This window comes from Flavobacterium limnophilum, assembly GCF_027111315.2.
GTDB classification, from domain to species: Bacteria; Bacteroidota; Bacteroidia; order Flavobacteriales; family Flavobacteriaceae; genus Flavobacterium; species Flavobacterium limnophilum.
In genome coordinates this window covers 2247366-2263531 of sequence record NZ_CP114289.2, presented here as the reverse complement: position 1 = coordinate 2263531, position 16166 = coordinate 2247366, and the positions used below count along the sequence as shown (strand labels likewise).

General features: G+C 36.8%; 16 protein-coding genes. 7 read left to right on the top strand and 9 right to left on the bottom strand.

Translation table 11 applies throughout. The features are described from left to right. The first annotated feature begins 67 nt into the window (after positions 1 to 67). Complete coding sequence (locus OZP13_RS09260; RefSeq protein ID WP_281296924.1) at positions 68 to 898, top strand: universal stress protein; 831 nt, start codon at positions 68 to 70, stop codon at positions 896 to 898. 83 nt (positions 899 to 981) lie between these two features. Here OZP13_RS09260 and dnaN read toward each other — a convergent pair whose 3' ends face one another. The 6 genes from dnaN to OZP13_RS09230 all read right to left on the bottom strand — a co-directional run bounded on the left by dnaN (position 982) and on the right by OZP13_RS09230 (position 6434). Then, positions 982 to 2100 carry a DNA polymerase III subunit beta gene (gene dnaN, locus OZP13_RS09255; RefSeq protein ID WP_281296923.1) on the bottom strand — a complete coding sequence of 373 codons (1119 nt, stop codon included), beginning with the start codon at positions 2098 to 2100 and terminating at the stop codon, positions 982 to 984. A gap of 192 nt (positions 2101 to 2292) precedes the next feature. Then, complete coding sequence (gene gldG / locus OZP13_RS09250; protein WP_281296922.1) at positions 2293 to 3978, bottom strand: gliding motility-associated ABC transporter substrate-binding protein GldG; 1686 nt, start codon at positions 3976 to 3978, stop codon at positions 2293 to 2295. Continuing rightward, positions 3978 to 4703 (bottom strand): gliding motility-associated ABC transporter permease subunit GldF, encoded by a 726-nt coding sequence (gene gldF, locus OZP13_RS09245; protein WP_269239810.1) that lies wholly within the window; start codon positions 4701 to 4703, stop codon positions 3978 to 3980. The genes gldG and gldF overlap by 1 nt, the downstream gene beginning before the upstream one ends. Positions 4704 to 4773: 70 nt before the next feature. Continuing rightward, positions 4774 to 5070 carry a putative quinol monooxygenase gene (locus OZP13_RS09240; protein WP_269239808.1) on the bottom strand — a complete coding sequence of 99 codons (297 nt, stop codon included), beginning with the start codon at positions 5068 to 5070 and terminating at the stop codon, positions 4774 to 4776. A gap of 14 nt (positions 5071 to 5084) precedes the next feature. Continuing rightward, on the bottom strand, positions 5085 to 5579 hold the full coding sequence (locus OZP13_RS09235) for a hypothetical protein (protein WP_269239807.1): 495 nt from the start codon (positions 5577 to 5579) through the stop codon (positions 5085 to 5087). 18 nt (positions 5580 to 5597) lie between these two features. After that, entirely contained in the window at positions 5598 to 6434 is an 837-nt protein-coding gene (locus OZP13_RS09230) for an SAM hydrolase/SAM-dependent halogenase family protein (protein WP_281296921.1), read from the bottom strand. Positions 6435 to 6541: 107 nt separating this feature from the next. Here OZP13_RS09230 and OZP13_RS09225 point away from each other — a divergent pair, with 107 nt between their 5' ends. From OZP13_RS09225 to OZP13_RS09215, 3 genes are all read left to right on the top strand, one after another. Then, on the top strand, positions 6542 to 7492 hold the full coding sequence (locus OZP13_RS09225; RefSeq protein ID WP_281296920.1) for a PhoH family protein: 951 nt from the start codon (positions 6542 to 6544) through the stop codon (positions 7490 to 7492). A gap of 333 nt (positions 7493 to 7825) precedes the next feature. Then, complete coding sequence (locus tag OZP13_RS09220; protein ID WP_269239805.1) at positions 7826 to 8641, top strand: Cof-type HAD-IIB family hydrolase; 816 nt, start codon at positions 7826 to 7828, stop codon at positions 8639 to 8641. Between the two features lie 93 nt (positions 8642 to 8734). Then, on the top strand, positions 8735 to 9688 hold the full coding sequence (locus OZP13_RS09215; protein ID WP_269239804.1) for a phosphoribosylaminoimidazolesuccinocarboxamide synthase: 954 nt from the start codon (positions 8735 to 8737) through the stop codon (positions 9686 to 9688). A 35-nt stretch (positions 9689 to 9723) separates the two neighbouring features. Here the strand turns inward: OZP13_RS09215 and OZP13_RS09210 are convergent, their stop codons facing one another. Then, the gene (locus OZP13_RS09210; protein ID WP_281296919.1) at positions 9724 to 10191 is read right to left on the bottom strand and encodes a DUF1801 domain-containing protein; all 468 of its coding nucleotides are present in this window, start codon (positions 10189 to 10191) and stop codon (positions 9724 to 9726) included. 312 nt (positions 10192 to 10503) lie between these two features. Here OZP13_RS09210 and OZP13_RS09205 point away from each other — a divergent pair, with 312 nt between their 5' ends. Next, positions 10504 to 10884, top strand: coding sequence for an ankyrin repeat domain-containing protein (locus OZP13_RS09205; protein ID WP_269239803.1), 381 nt, complete (start codon positions 10504 to 10506; stop codon positions 10882 to 10884). 82 nt (positions 10885 to 10966) lie between these two features. Next, the gene (locus OZP13_RS09200) at positions 10967 to 11413 is read left to right on the top strand and encodes a hypothetical protein (protein WP_269239802.1); all 447 of its coding nucleotides are present in this window, start codon (positions 10967 to 10969) and stop codon (positions 11411 to 11413) included. A gap of 98 nt (positions 11414 to 11511) precedes the next feature. Here OZP13_RS09200 and uvrA read toward each other — a convergent pair whose 3' ends face one another. Beyond that, a complete protein-coding gene (gene uvrA / locus OZP13_RS09195) occupies positions 11512 to 14304 on the bottom strand; it encodes an excinuclease ABC subunit UvrA (RefSeq protein ID WP_281299419.1) in 2793 nt (930 codons plus the stop codon). Between the two features lie 332 nt (positions 14305 to 14636). Between uvrA and OZP13_RS09190 the strand changes: the two genes are divergently transcribed. Next, positions 14637 to 15221 (top strand): RNA polymerase sigma factor, encoded by a 585-nt coding sequence (locus tag OZP13_RS09190; RefSeq protein ID WP_269239801.1) that lies wholly within the window; start codon positions 14637 to 14639, stop codon positions 15219 to 15221. A 212-nt stretch (positions 15222 to 15433) separates the two neighbouring features. Here OZP13_RS09190 and OZP13_RS09185 read toward each other — a convergent pair whose 3' ends face one another. Continuing rightward, positions 15434 to 16093, bottom strand: a complete 660-nt coding sequence (locus tag OZP13_RS09185; RefSeq protein ID WP_269239799.1) for an endonuclease III domain-containing protein — start codon at positions 16091 to 16093, stop codon at positions 15434 to 15436. Positions 16094 to 16166: the final 73 nt, after the last annotated feature.

The following is a 16166-nucleotide window of genomic DNA, read 5'->3' as shown; positions in this document are numbered from 1 at the left end:
ATTAACGTGTTAATAGCGTATCTTTATAGGTGTTTCTAATTGTTTATTCACTTTAATAGTATTAAAAATGAAAAAGATTTTGTTTCCAACAGATTTTTCCGAAGTGGCCACCAATGCCTTTGTGCATGCTTTGGAATTTGCAAAAGTTGTCAATGGTGAACTCGTTTTGTTGCACACATTTGAATTGCCAATTTACGACAACCAGTTTTTTCCCGAGAATTACAATGTCATTTTTGACTCGCTTCAATTATCGGAATTTGACATGTTTAAAGACGAGATTCCAAAACTTCGTGCCATAGCCGAAGAGCGAAAACTGGATAAAATAAAAATGAGCCACAGACTGATGGACGGTAATTTAATTTACAATATCAAAAAAGCCATCAAGGAAGAGAAAATAAATTTTGTGGTTATGGGCACTTCAGGCGCTTCGGGTTGGGAAGCCTTTTTCTTGGGAAGCAATGCCGATTCCGTTATCAGTGCCATAGATGTGCCTGTTTTATGCGTGCCATTGGAAGCCAAATTCAAGAAAATTGAAACCATTGGATTCACCACCCGTTACAGGGCCAAAGACAAAAAAGCCCTTAAAGATGTCATAAATATTGCCAAAAAAACCAATGCCAAAGTAAGATGCCTTTATGTGAAAACCGGCAATTCCGATGTTTCTGAAACAACCATAAAACATTGGGAAACTGAATTCAAAAGTGAACCCATACAGTTCTCCGTAATTCCAAGTGATGACGTGAAGGGAACAATCCTGGATTTTGTTTTATTCAAGGATATAGACGTGTTGGCGATGCTTACTTACAAAAGAAACTTTTTCGTGGAACTATTTAATCTTAGTTTGACACAAAAAATAGTGAACACTTCCGGTATTCCAATTTTGGCGATGCACGAATAAAAAAAACCGTCTCGATAAAAAATATCGGGACGGTTTTGAAATAAAAAAAGTGGTTTGGTTAGTTAACGTATTATTTAGTTGAATTAATTATTCAACATTACAGGCATTACCAGCATTGTAACGGTTTCTCCTTCTTCCAATCCATCACCTGGCGTTAGGATTCCGGCTCTGTTGGGTAATGACATTTCAAGCATAATCATGTCCGATTGCAGGTTGGTCAACATTTCTGTCAAGAAACGGGAATTGTATCCAATTTGCATATCGTCACCTTGATAATCACAAGTCAAACGCTCCTCGGCTTTGTTCGAGTAGTCAATATCTTCGGCAGAAATATTCAATTCGGCTCCGGCAATTTTCAAACGAATTTGGTGCGTGGTTTTGTTCGAGAAAATCGCAACACGACGAACAGAACTCAAGAATTGGGAACGGTCAATCATCAATTTGTTCGGATTTTCTTTTGGAATAACCGCTTCGTAGTTTGGATATTTTCCATCAATCAAACGACACATCAAAACATAATTGTCGAAAGAAAAAGTGGCATTTGAATCGTTGTATTCTATTTTTACTTCCGCATCCGAAGCACCCAAAATACTTTTCAAAATAGTCAAAGGTTTCTTTGGCATGATGAAATCGGCAACCTGTGAAGCCGTTACGTCAGTGCGGGCATATTTTACTAATTTGTGTGCATCGGTAGCCACAAAAATCAAGCCTTGCGGTGAAAATTGGAAGAAAACACCGGACATTACCGGACGCAAATCATCGTTTCCGGCCGCAAAAATAGTTTTGCTGATGGCTGTTGCCAAAACATCGGCAGGAACCAAGGTTACTGATGGTTCGTCCAAGTTTACTGATTTTGGAAACTCTTCACCCGGAGCATACGCCAAAGCATATTTTCCTGAATTGGAACTAATTTCTATCGTGCTATTTTCTTCAACGGTGAAAGTCAAGGGTTGTTCTGGAAAAGTTTTAAGGATTTCCAAAAGCAATTTTGCAGGAACGGCAACGCTTCCTTTGCTGGTGGAATCGATGTCCAGAGTGGCTGACATCGTTGTTTCTAAATCAGAAGCAGAAACGGTCAAGGTATTGTGGTCCAATTCAAAAAGAAAATTGTCCAAAATAGGCAACGTATTGCTGCTGTTGATAACGCTTCCTAAAACCTGTAGTTGTTTTAATAAGTACGAACTCGATACTATAAATTTCATATGAAGATTATATTTAATTTTTTATTGGAATAGGGTATCGCCATTTTTTATATTAATTTACTTTTTTGAAACATGGCGATTTCATCTGTTTTATTTTATTTGTTGAGGTATAAATTTGGATATAATTCCAAAACTTATGCTAGCTACAAATATATCGTAAACTATTTTACTTTTTCAAATTTTTTATTAACATTACTTGCTGTATTTTTTCTTTCTGAGAAACGTGAAAATTAAGCCAAAAAACAACAATACCAATATTGGAAACCCGATAGTTAGGATTTGTGTTGCAGTATAATTTTCAGAAACCTTGTTTCTGTCCAATAAAGGGATGTCGAGGTCTTTGCTTCGGATGTTGATAAGTCCGTTGTCGTCCAATAAATAATTGACGCAATTCATCAAGAAATCCTTGTTGTCGTACAAGTTTCCAGAACGTTGGTCGTAACCCAATTCCACGGGTTGAAAGTTCTTGTCCAATTGGTTTTTAATCAAATCACCGTCCGAAATCACGATCATTTTATTGGCTTTGCCCAGCGATTGAAAAGATTGCTGGTCAAAAGGCAAAACCCGGTTTTCAAACATCGAATGAAAGGAGCCTTCCAGCAATACCGAAAGCGGAATATAGCCCGTTTTCAGGTAGTGGTTTGGGGAAGTTTCTTCTTCCACGATGTTCAAGTTGACTTCAACCGGGGAACCAATTTTCTTGGAATATTGCGAAGATTGCAACAACACGGTTTTCTTGATTCCGTTCTTTAAAGTGTCAATCGGATTGGCAAAATCGAACTTGATTCCACCCAAATTTTTCACGATGGGGTGTTTGCTGCTTGGATATACTTGTGGCGCAAATTTCCAATTGAATTCTTGATATTGCGTGGCACTTCCTTGTTCGCCAGTGGCCAGTTTTATGGAACTTCCGCTTTCGTCTTTTACCAAATCGGGAGTGATTCGAAATCCGTATTTAAAGAACATGTCGTTCAAATTCAAGTCTCTTGGAAAGGCCAAGGTAGCACCGGAATCATTGTACAAACTGTCCATTTCCATATTGACTTGGTCAATGAGCCACAAGGTTTTTCCGCCATTGACGATGAACTGGTCCAAAACCTGTTTTTCGGCATCCGTGAAGGTTTCGGTTGGTTTGGCAATGATCGCCAAGTCGTATTTTTGCAAAGCTTCCAAACTTCCCGTTGGGTTTTTGGCCACCGAATCCAAGGTGAATGGCCCTATGTGGTAGCTTTCCCGAACCTGCATCAGGAATTTGGCAATAAAAACATCTGGAAGTTCGCCGTTTCCTTTGATTACGGCCACTTTCTTCTGTTTTTCTTTGGTAATTTTGTTGATGGCATCGGCTATGGAATATTCCAAATGTTGCACGGAACCCACCACTTTTTCGGTAGTCGATGCGCCCATGATATTTTTCAGCAAGGGAATATTGACTTCCTTATTGTTGTAAACTGCAATTGCCCAAGGAAAAACCATCTCTTGCGATTGTTTGCCTTTGTCGTCAACGGTAATGTTTATTGGTGTCAACCCTTTTAGATACAACTCCTTGATGTTGTCCATACTTTCTTCCTCGTTTTCCAAAGGATCGACAAATTCGAAAATAATATTCTTGTTGTAGGCTTGAAATTCTTCGAATAAATCTCGGGTTTCGCTTTGCAAACGCTTGAATTCAGCGGGTAAATCACCTTGCAGATAGATTTTTACCGACAACGGATTTTGTACTTGCTTGATGATATTCAAAGAAGTGGGCGAAAGCGTGTATCTTTTGTCCTTGGTTAAATCAAAACGATGGAAAAAATAGCCGCTTATTACATTTAAAACCAGTAAAATGGCAATGAGAATCAGTAAAGATTGGATGTTGTTTTTCTTGGAAGTTGTCATTACGATTTAATGGATTTTAAATTATAAACTGTAAATGAAAGGAACAAGACCGTGATGCTCGCAAAATAAACAACATCACGAGTGTCAATCACGCCACGACTCATACTCCTGAAATGCTCCTGCATTCCAATACTCGAAATTAAACCTTGAAAACTAGGAACAATCGTTGTCAAACTTTCGAATCCAAAGTAGAAAAAGAAACACAAAAACACGGACACGATGAAAGCCACAATTTGATTTTCGGATAGGGTGGAAGAGAAAATTCCAATCGCGGAATAGGCTGCAATCAGGAACAATAACCCAAAATAAGAACCCATCGTGCTACCCATATCGATGTTGCCTTCCGGTGAACCTAAATCAGAAATTACCCAAACATAAATAAAAGTTGGAATAATCGCCATAACGATCAACAACATCGAACCCAGGAATTTTCCGTTCACGATTTGCCAAATACTCAAGGGTTTTGTCAACAACAATTCCAATGTTCCCTGCTTTTTCTCGTCCGAAAAACTGCGCATCGTCACCGCCGGAATCAAGAAAATCAGGATCCAGGGCGCCAAAGTAAAAAACGGACTCAAATCGGCAAAACCGCTATTCAAAATATTATATTCTCCTTCAAAAACCCAAAGGAACAAGCCATTCCCAATCAAGAAAACGGCAATCACCAAATAACCAATTGGCGAACCAAAAAAGGATTTTATTTCTCTTACTACTATTGATTTCATTGTTTTTTGTTTAAAGTTTCAGGTTTCAGGTTTAAAGTTTCAGGTTGAGCAACTTGAAACTAAAAAAACCTTAAACTAAAGAAACTAATTTATCTACGCTCCAAGCTTCAGGTTTGTCGTTGAATAACTTTTTTGTAAATGCCCAAACCTCATTGAAAAGTTCCGATTTTCTGTAATTTTCCAAGTCTTCTTCGGTTTCCCAATAACTGTAGGTAAAGAAAATACATTTGTTGGTTTTGTCTTGATACAGTTCCAATAAACGGTTTCCCGGCGCGTTTCTTATTTTTTCTTTTATAATTTCAAAGTTTTCCAAAAATGCGGGAATGTTTGCTTCGTGAAAGGACATTTTTACTATTCGTGTGAACATTTGATTTAGGATTATTATTTTCTGATTTTTTCTTTATCTGAAAATGCTATTATTGATTTTGGACAATTTTTCAATTTATCATTTTCATCATTTTTGTGAATCAAAGTGTCATTTCTAAAGTAAAATTTTTCGTTTTCAAAATTCTCATAGGAATCCTCGCTTTTAGGTTCACAGTCTTTAATTGTTTTATAGTCATTGTCAGTTAATTTTTCACAAATGAGTCCAAAATCGTGCTTCCACATACATTCTTTTGGTTTGATGCTATTCAAAATTATGGTATCCTTTTCGATTCTCCAAATTCCTTTTGCTCCAAAACTAGAAGTACAAGCTCCACCACGATATTCAAATGTTTTGTTTTTATTAATTATTAGTTTTGCCTTGAAAGGGTATGATCTTACAGTGTCAAACCAAACTCTTACAAACTTTGAATTTTCTTCAATTTTTGGGTTGTTTTTTTTACAACTAGAAAGTGCAATTATAGTAACTAAGAGAAATAATTTGATTTTCATTTATTCACTATCTTAGGTTTAACCAAACACGATATTTACCACATCCCTATAATTCAATCCCAACAAGCTGTTTGCAGAACCCACTTTGGATGGATTGCTTCTGAAAATGGCTATTTCCAGAAAACCGGCCTCGTTGAAAATCGCCAATTTTTCACCTTCATAATATTTGATCGGGTATTTTTCAGAACTAGCAATCGCTGAATAATTGGGCAGAATGGTTTTGATGTTTTTGGTTTTGTTACTTCTTAAATCAATTTCATAAGGTCTGCCTTTGGCAACTTCCAAGAATTGTTTTTTGGAAATATTGGTCACCGCATTCCCAAAATGGTCAATGTAAATCACGTATCCTTTTATGGAGTTTCCGTCACTGGCGGGAACAGCCTGCAAATCGGTGACTTGCTTGATGGATTTTATTTCCTTGCCAATTACGTTCAGCAAACCGCCTTTGGCAATGTGACAGGCCACTTTCACAAAAACATCCAAATCGGTGGCATCGCTGGGCAAACGATCGTGTATGTTGATGGTGACTATTTTTTGGGGAACAATTTTTTGCGTCAGCATACTCAAAATGCCATTGTCGGCGGCAATAAAATAATGATTGTTCCACTGCATGGCAATATGTTGGTTTTCTTTATTTAATTCCAAATCCACGCCAATGAGATGCACGGTACCTTTTGGAAAACTGGAATAAGCAGCCCCGATAACGTAACTGGCTTCAGCTGTGTTAAATGGATCAATATAATGCGAAATATCAATAATGGTGGCCTCGGAATACTCGGATAAAATTTTCCCTTTCAAAGCGCCAACAAAGTGGTCTTTCAAGCCGTAATCGGTGGTAAGGGTAATTATTGACATAAAATTGTTTATAAATAAAACGAAAACGGAACCTAAAACTCATTAAATTTGAGAAACGCAAAGCTAATAATAATAACCTTAATTTATTAATTAAAACTATATCCATCTTGAACGAAAGAATCATCGAGCTCATAGACATCGCTCCAAAAGATTTTTGGGGCGCTCAAGACTCTCATCTTGAAACCATTAAAAAATACTATCCCAAATTGAAGATTGTTGCTCGAGGAACAACCCTTAAAGCATTTGGCGAGAAAGAAGTCTTGGATGAGTTTGAAAACCGCTTCAACCGCTTGATGCTTCATTTTACACGTTACAACAACATTGACGACAACGTGATCGAAAGGGTTATTCAAGGCGGCATCCAAGAGGACAGAAAGGCTTTTGACAACGACAAAATTTTGGTTCACGGCGTGGGCGGAAAAATCATCAAGGCGATGACGCCAAACCAACAATTGTTGGTGGACACGATGAACAAAAACGACATGGTTTTTGCCGTAGGTCCAGCAGGAACAGGGAAAACCTACACCGGTGTTGCCATGGCAGTAAAAGCACTGAAAGAAAAACAAGTCAAACGAATCATTTTAACTCGTCCAGCAGTTGAAGCAGGGGAAAATCTTGGTTTTCTTCCAGGTGACATGAAGGAAAAACTGGATCCTTACATGCAGCCTTTGTACGATGCCTTGCGCGACATGTTGCCCAACGAAAAGCTGGAAGATTATATCTTGAAGGGCGTTATCCAGATTGCACCTTTGGCATTCATGAGGGGACGAACATTGGACAATGCTTTCGTGATTCTGGACGAAGCCCAAAACACCACCCATTCCCAGATGAAAATGTTCCTGACCCGTATGGGAAAAAATGCCAAATTCATGATTACCGGCGATCCGGGTCAAGTCGATTTGCCACGCAGAACCATTTCTGGATTGAAAGAAGCCATATTGGTCTTGAAAGACGTCGACGGAATTGGAATTATCTACCTTGACGACAAAGATATTGTACGTCACCGCTTGGTCAAAAAAGTGATTGATGCCTACAAGATGATTGAAAATCACGATTAAACAAGGTACTATGATACTCGTTGGGGGTAATTATTATATTTTTGAAATAGAAGGTAAAAAGAATTGCCCCCAAAGGGTTATGCCTGTATTAATCAAAGCCTAGTCAAAGCCTAGTCAAAGCCATAGATAAGCCTAGGCTGTGGTACCCTAAAAAAGTACCTGCCTAAATGATGTTAATCCGCTTTTCATAATCAGGTAGAGTAGGGATAAAGTACTATTAGGGTGTTAATTTAATAATAAACTTGATTTATTTCTCACTGTTTGCCTCCTGATTTTTTTTTCCTCCAAGCATAAAGCCTTAAATTTGCAATTCATAAATACTTGGTTTTTAACATGAATGCAAATCCTGCGAATATAAAAGTTCTAATAAGCGATTTAGACGGCACTTTACTCAATTCAGAACATCAAATATCAGATTACACCAAAACTGTTTTTCAACAACTTCATAGCGAAAACTACCTTATAATTGTTGCCACAGGTCGTCATCATCTCGATGCTTTGCCTATTGTAGAAAGCTTGGGTTGTCCTGTTTATTTGGTTACCTCCAATGGGGCAAGAATTCATTCGCCCAAAAAAGAGCTACTGTATTCTTTCGACATAAAAAGTGAGGCCATAAAATCGGTTTTGGATTTGGATATTCCTTCCGATTTTACGACCGTGTTGTTTAAAGAAAAAGTTTGGCAAACCAACAAGGAAAATAAAAAGTTGAACAGTTTTCAAACCGTGATGAATTATCCGTTTGAAATTGTAGATTTTAAATTGGTTACCGATTTCAGTGCCATAAAATTGTTTTTCACGCACAATGACCATTATAAATTGGTCGATTTGAAAGACAAAATTATGGAAAACCATTCTGATGAATTTCATTATGCGTTTAGTCTTCCGTTTTGTTTGGAATTTATGGACAAATCCGTGGACAAAAGTGTGGCTATTTCTAAAATTTTGGAAATGGAGAATTATACTTTCCAGGAATCCATATCTTTTGGAGATGGTTTCAATGACGAAAAAATGCTATTGTCAACCCAAAAAGGCTTGATAATGAGCAATGCTGTTGAAAGTTTAAAAAACAAACTTCCGCATTTAGAAGTGATTTCGTCTAATGATAATGATGGAGTGGCAAAATATCTTGAAGAAACGCTTTTGGCTTAATACCTTTCGAAAAATAAAATCAAAACACAATTCTTGTTTTTGCCTTGAAAATAATCTTAAATTTGTAACCTTAAAAACAACAATTTAACACCGATGAGCAATACAATTACCACCACCAATTTTAATTTTCCAAACCAGAAATCTGTTTACAGAGGAAAAGTTAGAGAAGTTTACAATATCAACGATGAACTTTTGGTTATGGTTGCCACCGATAGGCTTTCGGCTTTTGACGTGGTTTTGCCAAAGGGAATTCCATACAAAGGACAAATCCTGAACCAAATTGCCACCAAATTTATGGAACTTACCCAAGATATTGTTCCCAATTGGTTGATTGCAACACCAGATCCAAACGTGGCCGTTGGTCATTTATGTGAACCTTTCAAGGTAGAGATGGTGATTCGTGGATATGTTTCTGGTCACGCCGCTCGCGAATATGCTGCTGGAAGAAGACAAATTTGTGGAGTGACAATGGCCGAAGGATTGAAAGAAAACGACAAATTCCCGGAACCAATAATTACGCCAACAACCAAAGCCGACAATGGTTCACACGACGAAGACATTTCGCGTGAAGATATTTTGTCGAAAGGAATTGTTACCGAAGAAGATTATTTGGTGTTGGAAAAATATACCAGAGCCTTGTTTCAAAGAGGAACCGAAATTGCCGCCAGTCGTGGATTGATTTTGGTGGATACCAAATATGAATTTGGAAAAACCAAAGACGGTGTAATTGTTCTTATTGATGAAATTCACACACCGGATTCTTCTCGTTATTTCTATTCTGAAGGCTATCAAGAACGTCAAGACAGGGGAGAAGAGCAAAAACAATTATCGAAAGAATTCGTTCGTCGTTGGTTGATTGAAAATGGTTTTCAAGGACAAGAAGGTCAACAAATTCCTGATATGTCCGACGAATATATCGAAACGGTTTCAGAAAGATACATCGAATTGTACGAAAATATTTTGGGAGAAAAATTCGTCAAAGCCGATATTTCAAATATCAACGAGCGTATCGAAAAAAATGTTTTGGCTTATTTGGCAAACAAATAAAAAGTTATAATCACATAATAAAACAAGCCGCAAGTCTATTTGGATTTGCGGCTTTTTATTTGCGTTTCATAGCATTCAATCCAGTCTTCCACCGACATTTTCCCTGCAAGTTCTGCAATAAAATCAAAAGGAATTTGATCCCATTTCTTGAATCGGATGCATCCTTTTCCCATATCCAATTTTTGGGAGCTATGTTTTGGATATTGATTCGTAAACCAATCCAATAGTTCTGGATTTGCATAAATTCCCAAATGATGTAGGGCGAAAAAATTCTTTTGCGAACCAATATTTATGAAAGGTAACGGTAGTTTGGGATTGCAATGATAGCCGGTTGGATAAATAGAATGTGGGACCACATAACCCAACATTCCATAACTTATTTCTTCTTCAAATCCCTTTGGGAGGTGATTCAAAATACTGTTTCGAAGCTTCAAGAAAGCAGGTTTTCTCTCCTCTGGAAGTTCCTCCAGATAGTCATTTACGGTTTTGGCTGATGATTGCATAGTAGTTTTGTTTGAAGTAAAGTTATCGAAAATAGTACTGTCCTAAAAAAAATCTTAATTCTTTTTTTTGCAAATTCTACATCTATTTGTTTTTTAAATAGCTTGTTTATAGGTGATTACTGTTGGTTTTTAAAGTGTTTTTATTTGTCTTTCTGGTTTTTCATATGTTAAATTAATGTTAAAATTAAGTACTATGTAAAACAAGATACTGTCTTTTAGATATATATTTGCATAGGATATTATTATATGATTTTAATATTTCAAAAATCAATCAATCAAAAAATGAACAATCAATCAAAAAAAACAATTATCATGAAAAAATCAATCGTTTATCTAGGTATGGCTTTATTAGCTTTTACAAATGTTTCTTTGGCTTCCAATTCGAATTCTTTGGCGGCGGCCAAAATTGTAACCACAACTTATGATGGTGTAACGCCTCTTGGCACTGCGGTATTAAAAGGGGATGTTGAAGCTGTAAAAAAGTTTATAGAATATGGAGCGAACGTGAATGAAAAATCGAACGGTTTGAGTCCATTAATGTTAGCTGCCCGTTACAACAAGGTAGAAATTATAAAAATTTTATTGTCAAACGGAGCTCTTCTTAATGCAAAAGACGAGAAAGGATTTACGGCTTTGAAACATGCAGAATTATCCAATGCCATTAACGCTGTTCAAATTTTAAAACAAGCCTAATTAACTTCAATAAGACATCATTCAAGGCGAGTGGTGTCTTTTTTTAATAAATCAAGCAAAATCAACATTAAAATTATTTATCATGAAAAATTCAATAGTATTTATCGGAATCGCATTACTTTCTTTTGTTAATGTAGGCAATGCATTTAATGGAATTGAAAAACAATTGGAATCGAGTTCAGCGGTTTTTGAAGCAGTCGATAGTATAAAAACAAACAAAATAGGAAAAACGGCCGACGAACGTATTGCAGAAGACAATGCAATCACGGAAAACAACATTTCAAACGAGATCCAAGTCCTGGACTTTATTTTTATAAACAGCAATTCAATACCTGATGAAGTTGTTGAAAGCGTGAATACCAATAAAGCTGAAAAATCCACAGACGAACTCATAGCCCAAGACAATGCAATTACGGGAAACAACATTTCAAATGAAACCCAAGTCTTGGATTTTAATGTTATCAACAGCAATTCAAATCTTGCCACTTCCAGCCATAAATCACTTTTTGGCAAAAGACAGAAATCATAAAGTATAGCAAAATGGGTCAAATACGTTTTTTACAAAAAAGCACCATTATGGATGATAATGATGCTTTTTTATGTTTATTATCGAATTAAATGATGTTCCTACTTTTGTAATTTTTCCTTCAAATACTTCGCTGTAACCGATTTTTTTATTTTTATGATTTCTTCTGGAGTCCCCTCGGCGAGTAATTGTCCACCATTTTCGCCACCTTCGGGACCTAAATCAATAATCCAGTCAGCACATTTTATCAAATCGAGATTGTGTTCAATCACCAATATAGAATGTCCTTTATCAATCAAGGCATCAAACGAAGCCAAGAGTTTCTTGATGTCGTGAAAATGCAATCCGGTTGTAGGTTCGTCAAAAACGAAAAGTGCTTTTTCTTTCGTGGCACCTTTAACCAAGAACGAAGCCAGTTTGATACGTTGCGCCTCGCCACCGGAAAGGGTTGAAGAGGATTGTCCCAATTGCACATAACCCAAACCAACGTCTTGTAGCGGTTGCAATTTTTGGATAATTTTGGTTTGTTTATTGGCAGTGAAAAAGGCAATCGAATCATCAACGGTCATTGTCAAAATATCGTGAATGTTCTTTCCATCAAAATTGACTTCAAGGACTTCTTTCTTGAATCGTTTGCCGTTGCAGGTTTCGCAATGCAATTGCACGTCAGCCATAAAAACCATTTCGACGTTTATGGTTCCTTCACCTTTGCAGGTTTCGCATCTTCCACCATCTACGTTAAACGAAAAATGTTTGGCTTGATAACCGCGAATTTTCGATAGTTTTTCTTTGGCAAACAATTCCCGAATATCATCATACGCCTTGATATACGTCACGGGATTCGAACGCGAACTTCTTCCAATTGGGTTTTGATCCACGTATTCGATATGCTGGATTTTGTGGTAATAGCCACGCATTTCGGTAAATTGTCCCGCTTTATCGCCAACGCCATCCAGTTTTTTCTGCATCGCTGGAAACAAGATTTTTTTGACCAAAGTACTTTTTCCACTTCCGGAAACACCTGTAATTACGGTCAAACATTCCAAAGGAAATTTGACGTCTATATTTAGTAAATTATTTTCTCTTGCTCCCAGAATTTCAATGTAATTGCTCCATTTTCTGCGAATGCGAGGTGTCTTGATTTCCAGTTCTCCGTTGAGGTATTTTGCCGTCAAGGAAGTCGATTTCAGGATTTCATCGAATGTGCCTTGGGCAACTAATTCGCCACCAAAAGTGCCTGCTTCCGGACCAATATCTATAATCATGTCGGCGGCTTTCATGATGTCTTCATCGTGTTCGACCACAATAACGGTGTTTCCTAAATCACGTAAAGATTGCAACACTTTGATTAAACGTTCGGTGTCTTTTGGATGCAAACCAATGCTCGGTTCGTCCAGAATATACATTGAACCCACCAAACTACTTCCCAACGAAGTCGCCAAATTGATACGTTGTGATTCACCACCAGAAAGGGTTGCCGAGTTTCTGTTTAAGGTTAAATAATCCAAACCAACTTCTGTCAAAAAGGATAAACGGTTGTTGATTTCCAATAACAATCGTTTGGCAATTTGCTTTTCATAGACATCCAAATCGATATTTTCGAAAAAAGTAACCAAATGTTTAATTGGCAAATCGACCAAATCAGAAACGGTTTTGGAATTGATTTTTACGTAAGAAGCTTCTATTCGCAGTCGTTTTCCTTTACAGGCGTGACATTTGGTTTTGCCACGATAACGCGAAAGCATTACCCGATTCTGGATTTTATAATTTTTGTCTTCCAATTCCTTGAAGAAGGCATTCAAACCTTGAAAATAGCTGTTTCCTGTCCAAACCAAATCTTTCTGCGCATCTGAAAGTTCAAAGAACGGTTTGTGAATGGGGAAATCAAATTTGTAGGCGTTGTTTACCAATTCGTCTCGAAACCAGCCCATACTTTCGCCACGCCAAGGATAAATGGCATTTTCAAAAATGGATAATGAAGTATTCGGGATAACCAATTCTTCGTCAATCCCGATGATGTTTCCATAACCTTCGCAAACCGGACAAGCACCATACGGATTATTGAAACTGAACAAATGAACGTTTGGCTCCAAGAAACTGATGCCGTCCAATTCGAAATTATTGCTGTACGAAAAACGTTTGTGCGTGTTTAATTCCTGCAAATGACAAATTCCTTTTCCTTCATAAAAGGCCGTTTGTACGGCATCGGCAAGGCGATTATAGAATTCTTCTTCGTCTTTGACAACAATTCTATCAATGATAAGTAAAATGTCTTTATTGTCTAAGGTATGACCATCGATTTCATCGAGACGAAATGTCTCATTATCAACCAATATTCTTGAAAATCCTTGATTGAGCAAGGCTTTCAATTTATCTTCCAATGCTCTTCCGTTTTCCAAATGAATAGGCGCGAGGAGCAACCATTTGCTGTCGATTCCAATTTTTTTAACGTCGGCAATAACATCTGAAACCGTATTTTTTTTGACTTCTTGACCCGAAATGGGCGAAAAAGTTCTGCCAACTCTGGCAAACAATAATTTGATGTAATCGTAAATCTCGGTTGAAGTTCCTACGGTGGAACGTGCATTGGTGGTATTTACCTTTTGCTCGATGGCAATGGCTGGAGCAATTCCTTTGATGTATTCCACTTTTGGTTTGTCCAATCTTCCCAAAAATTGACGCGCATAAGAAGATAAACTTTCCACATAACGGCGTTGTCCTTCGGCATACAAAGTGTCGAAAGCCAAACTTGATTTTCCCGAACCCGAAAGTCCGGTAATCACCACTAATTTGTTTCTTGGAATCGCAACATCCACATTTTTGAGGTTGTGAACTTGGGCTCCTTTGATGATTATATTCTTTTTTGGATCTAGTGTTGAAAGGTCAATTTGCATGAGAAAATCGAATTTTCACAAAAGTAATCAATTTTGAAATGGGAATTGGCATCGAAGCAATCCCAAATTATTATGGTCAAGGAGTTTTAAAATTTTAAAATCAATGAAATTTTTTGATTTTTGGCCAATATAAACGAGTTTATAGAAGAAAAAGTATGTATAGCCTTTGCGAAATTTTCTGTTTTGATAAATTTTATAGTTTTCTTTGTGATTTAGGATAATTATTTGTTAAATTTGACTAATAAATAACTACAAAAAAACTTTAGCCTATCGTATAGAATTACTTTTTAGAGAAATTGATTCAATTTTTTATTAAAACTAAAAGTATAACTATGGCTGATATTCAACTTCCAGACGCTTTATTGGTAAAGAAATACGTTGATGGCAATGAAGATGCTTTGACTGTATTAATCAATAGACATCAATCGAAAATTTTCGGTTTTATATATTCCAAAATCTCTGACAGGGATATTTCGAATGATATATTTCAAGACACATTCATTAAAGTCATTAGAACTTTAAAATCGCAATCTTACAATGAAGAAGGCAAATTCTTGCCCTGGGTGATGCGAATTGCGCACAATTTGATCATCGACCATTTTCGAAAAAACAAAAAAATGCCAATGTTCAGGGAAACGGAGGAATTCTCCATTTTTTCGATTATGACCGACGATTCCCTTACGATAGAAAACAAAATTATTCGAGACCAAGTGGAAATGGATTTGAAAAAATTAATCGAGGAACTTCCAGCAGACCAAAAAGAAGTTTTGGTTATGCGAATGTATCAAGACATGAGCTTCAAGGAAATCTCCGAAATTACGGGGGTTAGTATCAATACTGCCTTAGGTAGAATGCGTTACGCTTTGATGAATATGAGAAAAGTGATTGACAAACATCAAATTATTTTAACGAATTGATACTAAATTGTAAATTCTTCCGTTGTAATAAGAAACAAAAACTTTATTACAATATGGCAAAAATTTACTCTAAAAAAACAGTAGCTGTTAATTCAATGAAACCAAATAAAGAGACTATTTCTTTTTTATTAAATTACTCTAAAGCGTTGAACGTGATAAAAGTAAATGATAAAAGTTTCGAAATTATAGCTAATTAAGAAAACGTCCCGAAATTATCGGGACGTTTTTTTGTAGTATTCTTCTAAAACTGATTTTTTGCCAACCGTTTTGGTGATAATATCTTTCTCTAAATCCCAACCTCTTGCCGGCGAATATTCTCGACCGTACCAAATCATTTGAAGATGCAAATCATTCCAGGTTTCCTCAGGGAAAATCCTTTTTGCATCTTTTTCGGTCTGCACGACATTTTTTCCATTGGATAAATTCCATCGATACATTAATCGGTGAATGTGGGTATCCACCGGAAAAGCGGGAACACCAAAGGCTTGTGACATTACGACACTAGCCGTCTTATGTCCCACGGCTGGCAATTCTTCCAAATATTCAAAACTTTGCGGCACTTCGCCACCGTGTTTATCAATCAAAATATGCGACAAACCGTGAATTCCTTTCGCTTTCATTGGCGACAAACCACAAGGACGAATGATTTCCTTGATTTCCTCAATTGACATTTTTACCATATCATACGGATTGTCGGCTTTGGCAAAAAGCAGTGGTGTAATCTGGTTGACGCGAACATCCGTGCATTGAGCCGAGAGTAAAACCGCTATCAATAATGTATATGGATCTTTGTGATTCAAGGGAATTGGAATCTCGGGATACAATTCTTTTAACGTATTTATAACAAACGTTACACGTTCTTGTTTGGTCATTTTAGTTTAATTTTGAATGGTAAAGAAAAGGAATTTCAATTTCAATAGCAAAAATCAAATTCAATTTAAAAAT

Excerpts from the sequence above, each read along its gene's own strand:
- OZP13_RS09260 (WP_281296924.1), top strand. The coding sequence starts at position 68 with ATGAAAAAGATTTTGTTTCCAACAGATTTTTCCGAAGTGGCCACCAAT.
- dnaN (WP_281296923.1), bottom strand. The coding sequence starts at position 2,100 with ATGAAATTTATAGTATCGAGTTCGTACTTATTAAAACAACTACAGGTT.
- gldG (WP_281296922.1), bottom strand. The coding sequence starts at position 3,978 with ATGACAACTTCCAAGAAAAACAACATCCAATCTTTACTGATTCTCATT.
- gldF (WP_269239810.1), bottom strand. The coding sequence starts at position 4,703 with ATGAAATCAATAGTAGTAAGAGAAATAAAATCCTTTTTTGGTTCGCCA.
- OZP13_RS09240 (WP_269239808.1), bottom strand. The coding sequence starts at position 5,070 with ATGTTCACACGAATAGTAAAAATGTCCTTTCACGAAGCAAACATTCCC.
- OZP13_RS09235 (WP_269239807.1), bottom strand. The coding sequence starts at position 5,579 with ATGAAAATCAAATTATTTCTCTTAGTTACTATAATTGCACTTTCTAGT.
- OZP13_RS09230 (WP_281296921.1), bottom strand. The coding sequence starts at position 6,434 with ATGTCAATAATTACCCTTACCACCGATTACGGCTTGAAAGACCACTTT.
- OZP13_RS09220 (WP_269239805.1), top strand. The coding sequence starts at position 7,826 with ATGAATGCAAATCCTGCGAATATAAAAGTTCTAATAAGCGATTTAGAC.
- OZP13_RS09215 (WP_269239804.1), top strand. The coding sequence starts at position 8,735 with ATGAGCAATACAATTACCACCACCAATTTTAATTTTCCAAACCAGAAA.
- OZP13_RS09210 (WP_281296919.1), bottom strand. The coding sequence starts at position 10,191 with ATGCAATCATCAGCCAAAACCGTAAATGACTATCTGGAGGAACTTCCA.
- OZP13_RS09205 (WP_269239803.1), top strand. The coding sequence starts at position 10,504 with ATGAAAAAATCAATCGTTTATCTAGGTATGGCTTTATTAGCTTTTACA.
- OZP13_RS09200 (WP_269239802.1), top strand. The coding sequence starts at position 10,967 with ATGAAAAATTCAATAGTATTTATCGGAATCGCATTACTTTCTTTTGTT.
- uvrA (WP_281299419.1), bottom strand. The coding sequence starts at position 14,304 with ATGCAAATTGACCTTTCAACACTAGATCCAAAAAAGAATATAATCATC.
- OZP13_RS09190 (WP_269239801.1), top strand. The coding sequence starts at position 14,637 with ATGGCTGATATTCAACTTCCAGACGCTTTATTGGTAAAGAAATACGTT.
- OZP13_RS09185 (WP_269239799.1), bottom strand. The coding sequence starts at position 16,093 with ATGACCAAACAAGAACGTGTAACGTTTGTTATAAATACGTTAAAAGAA.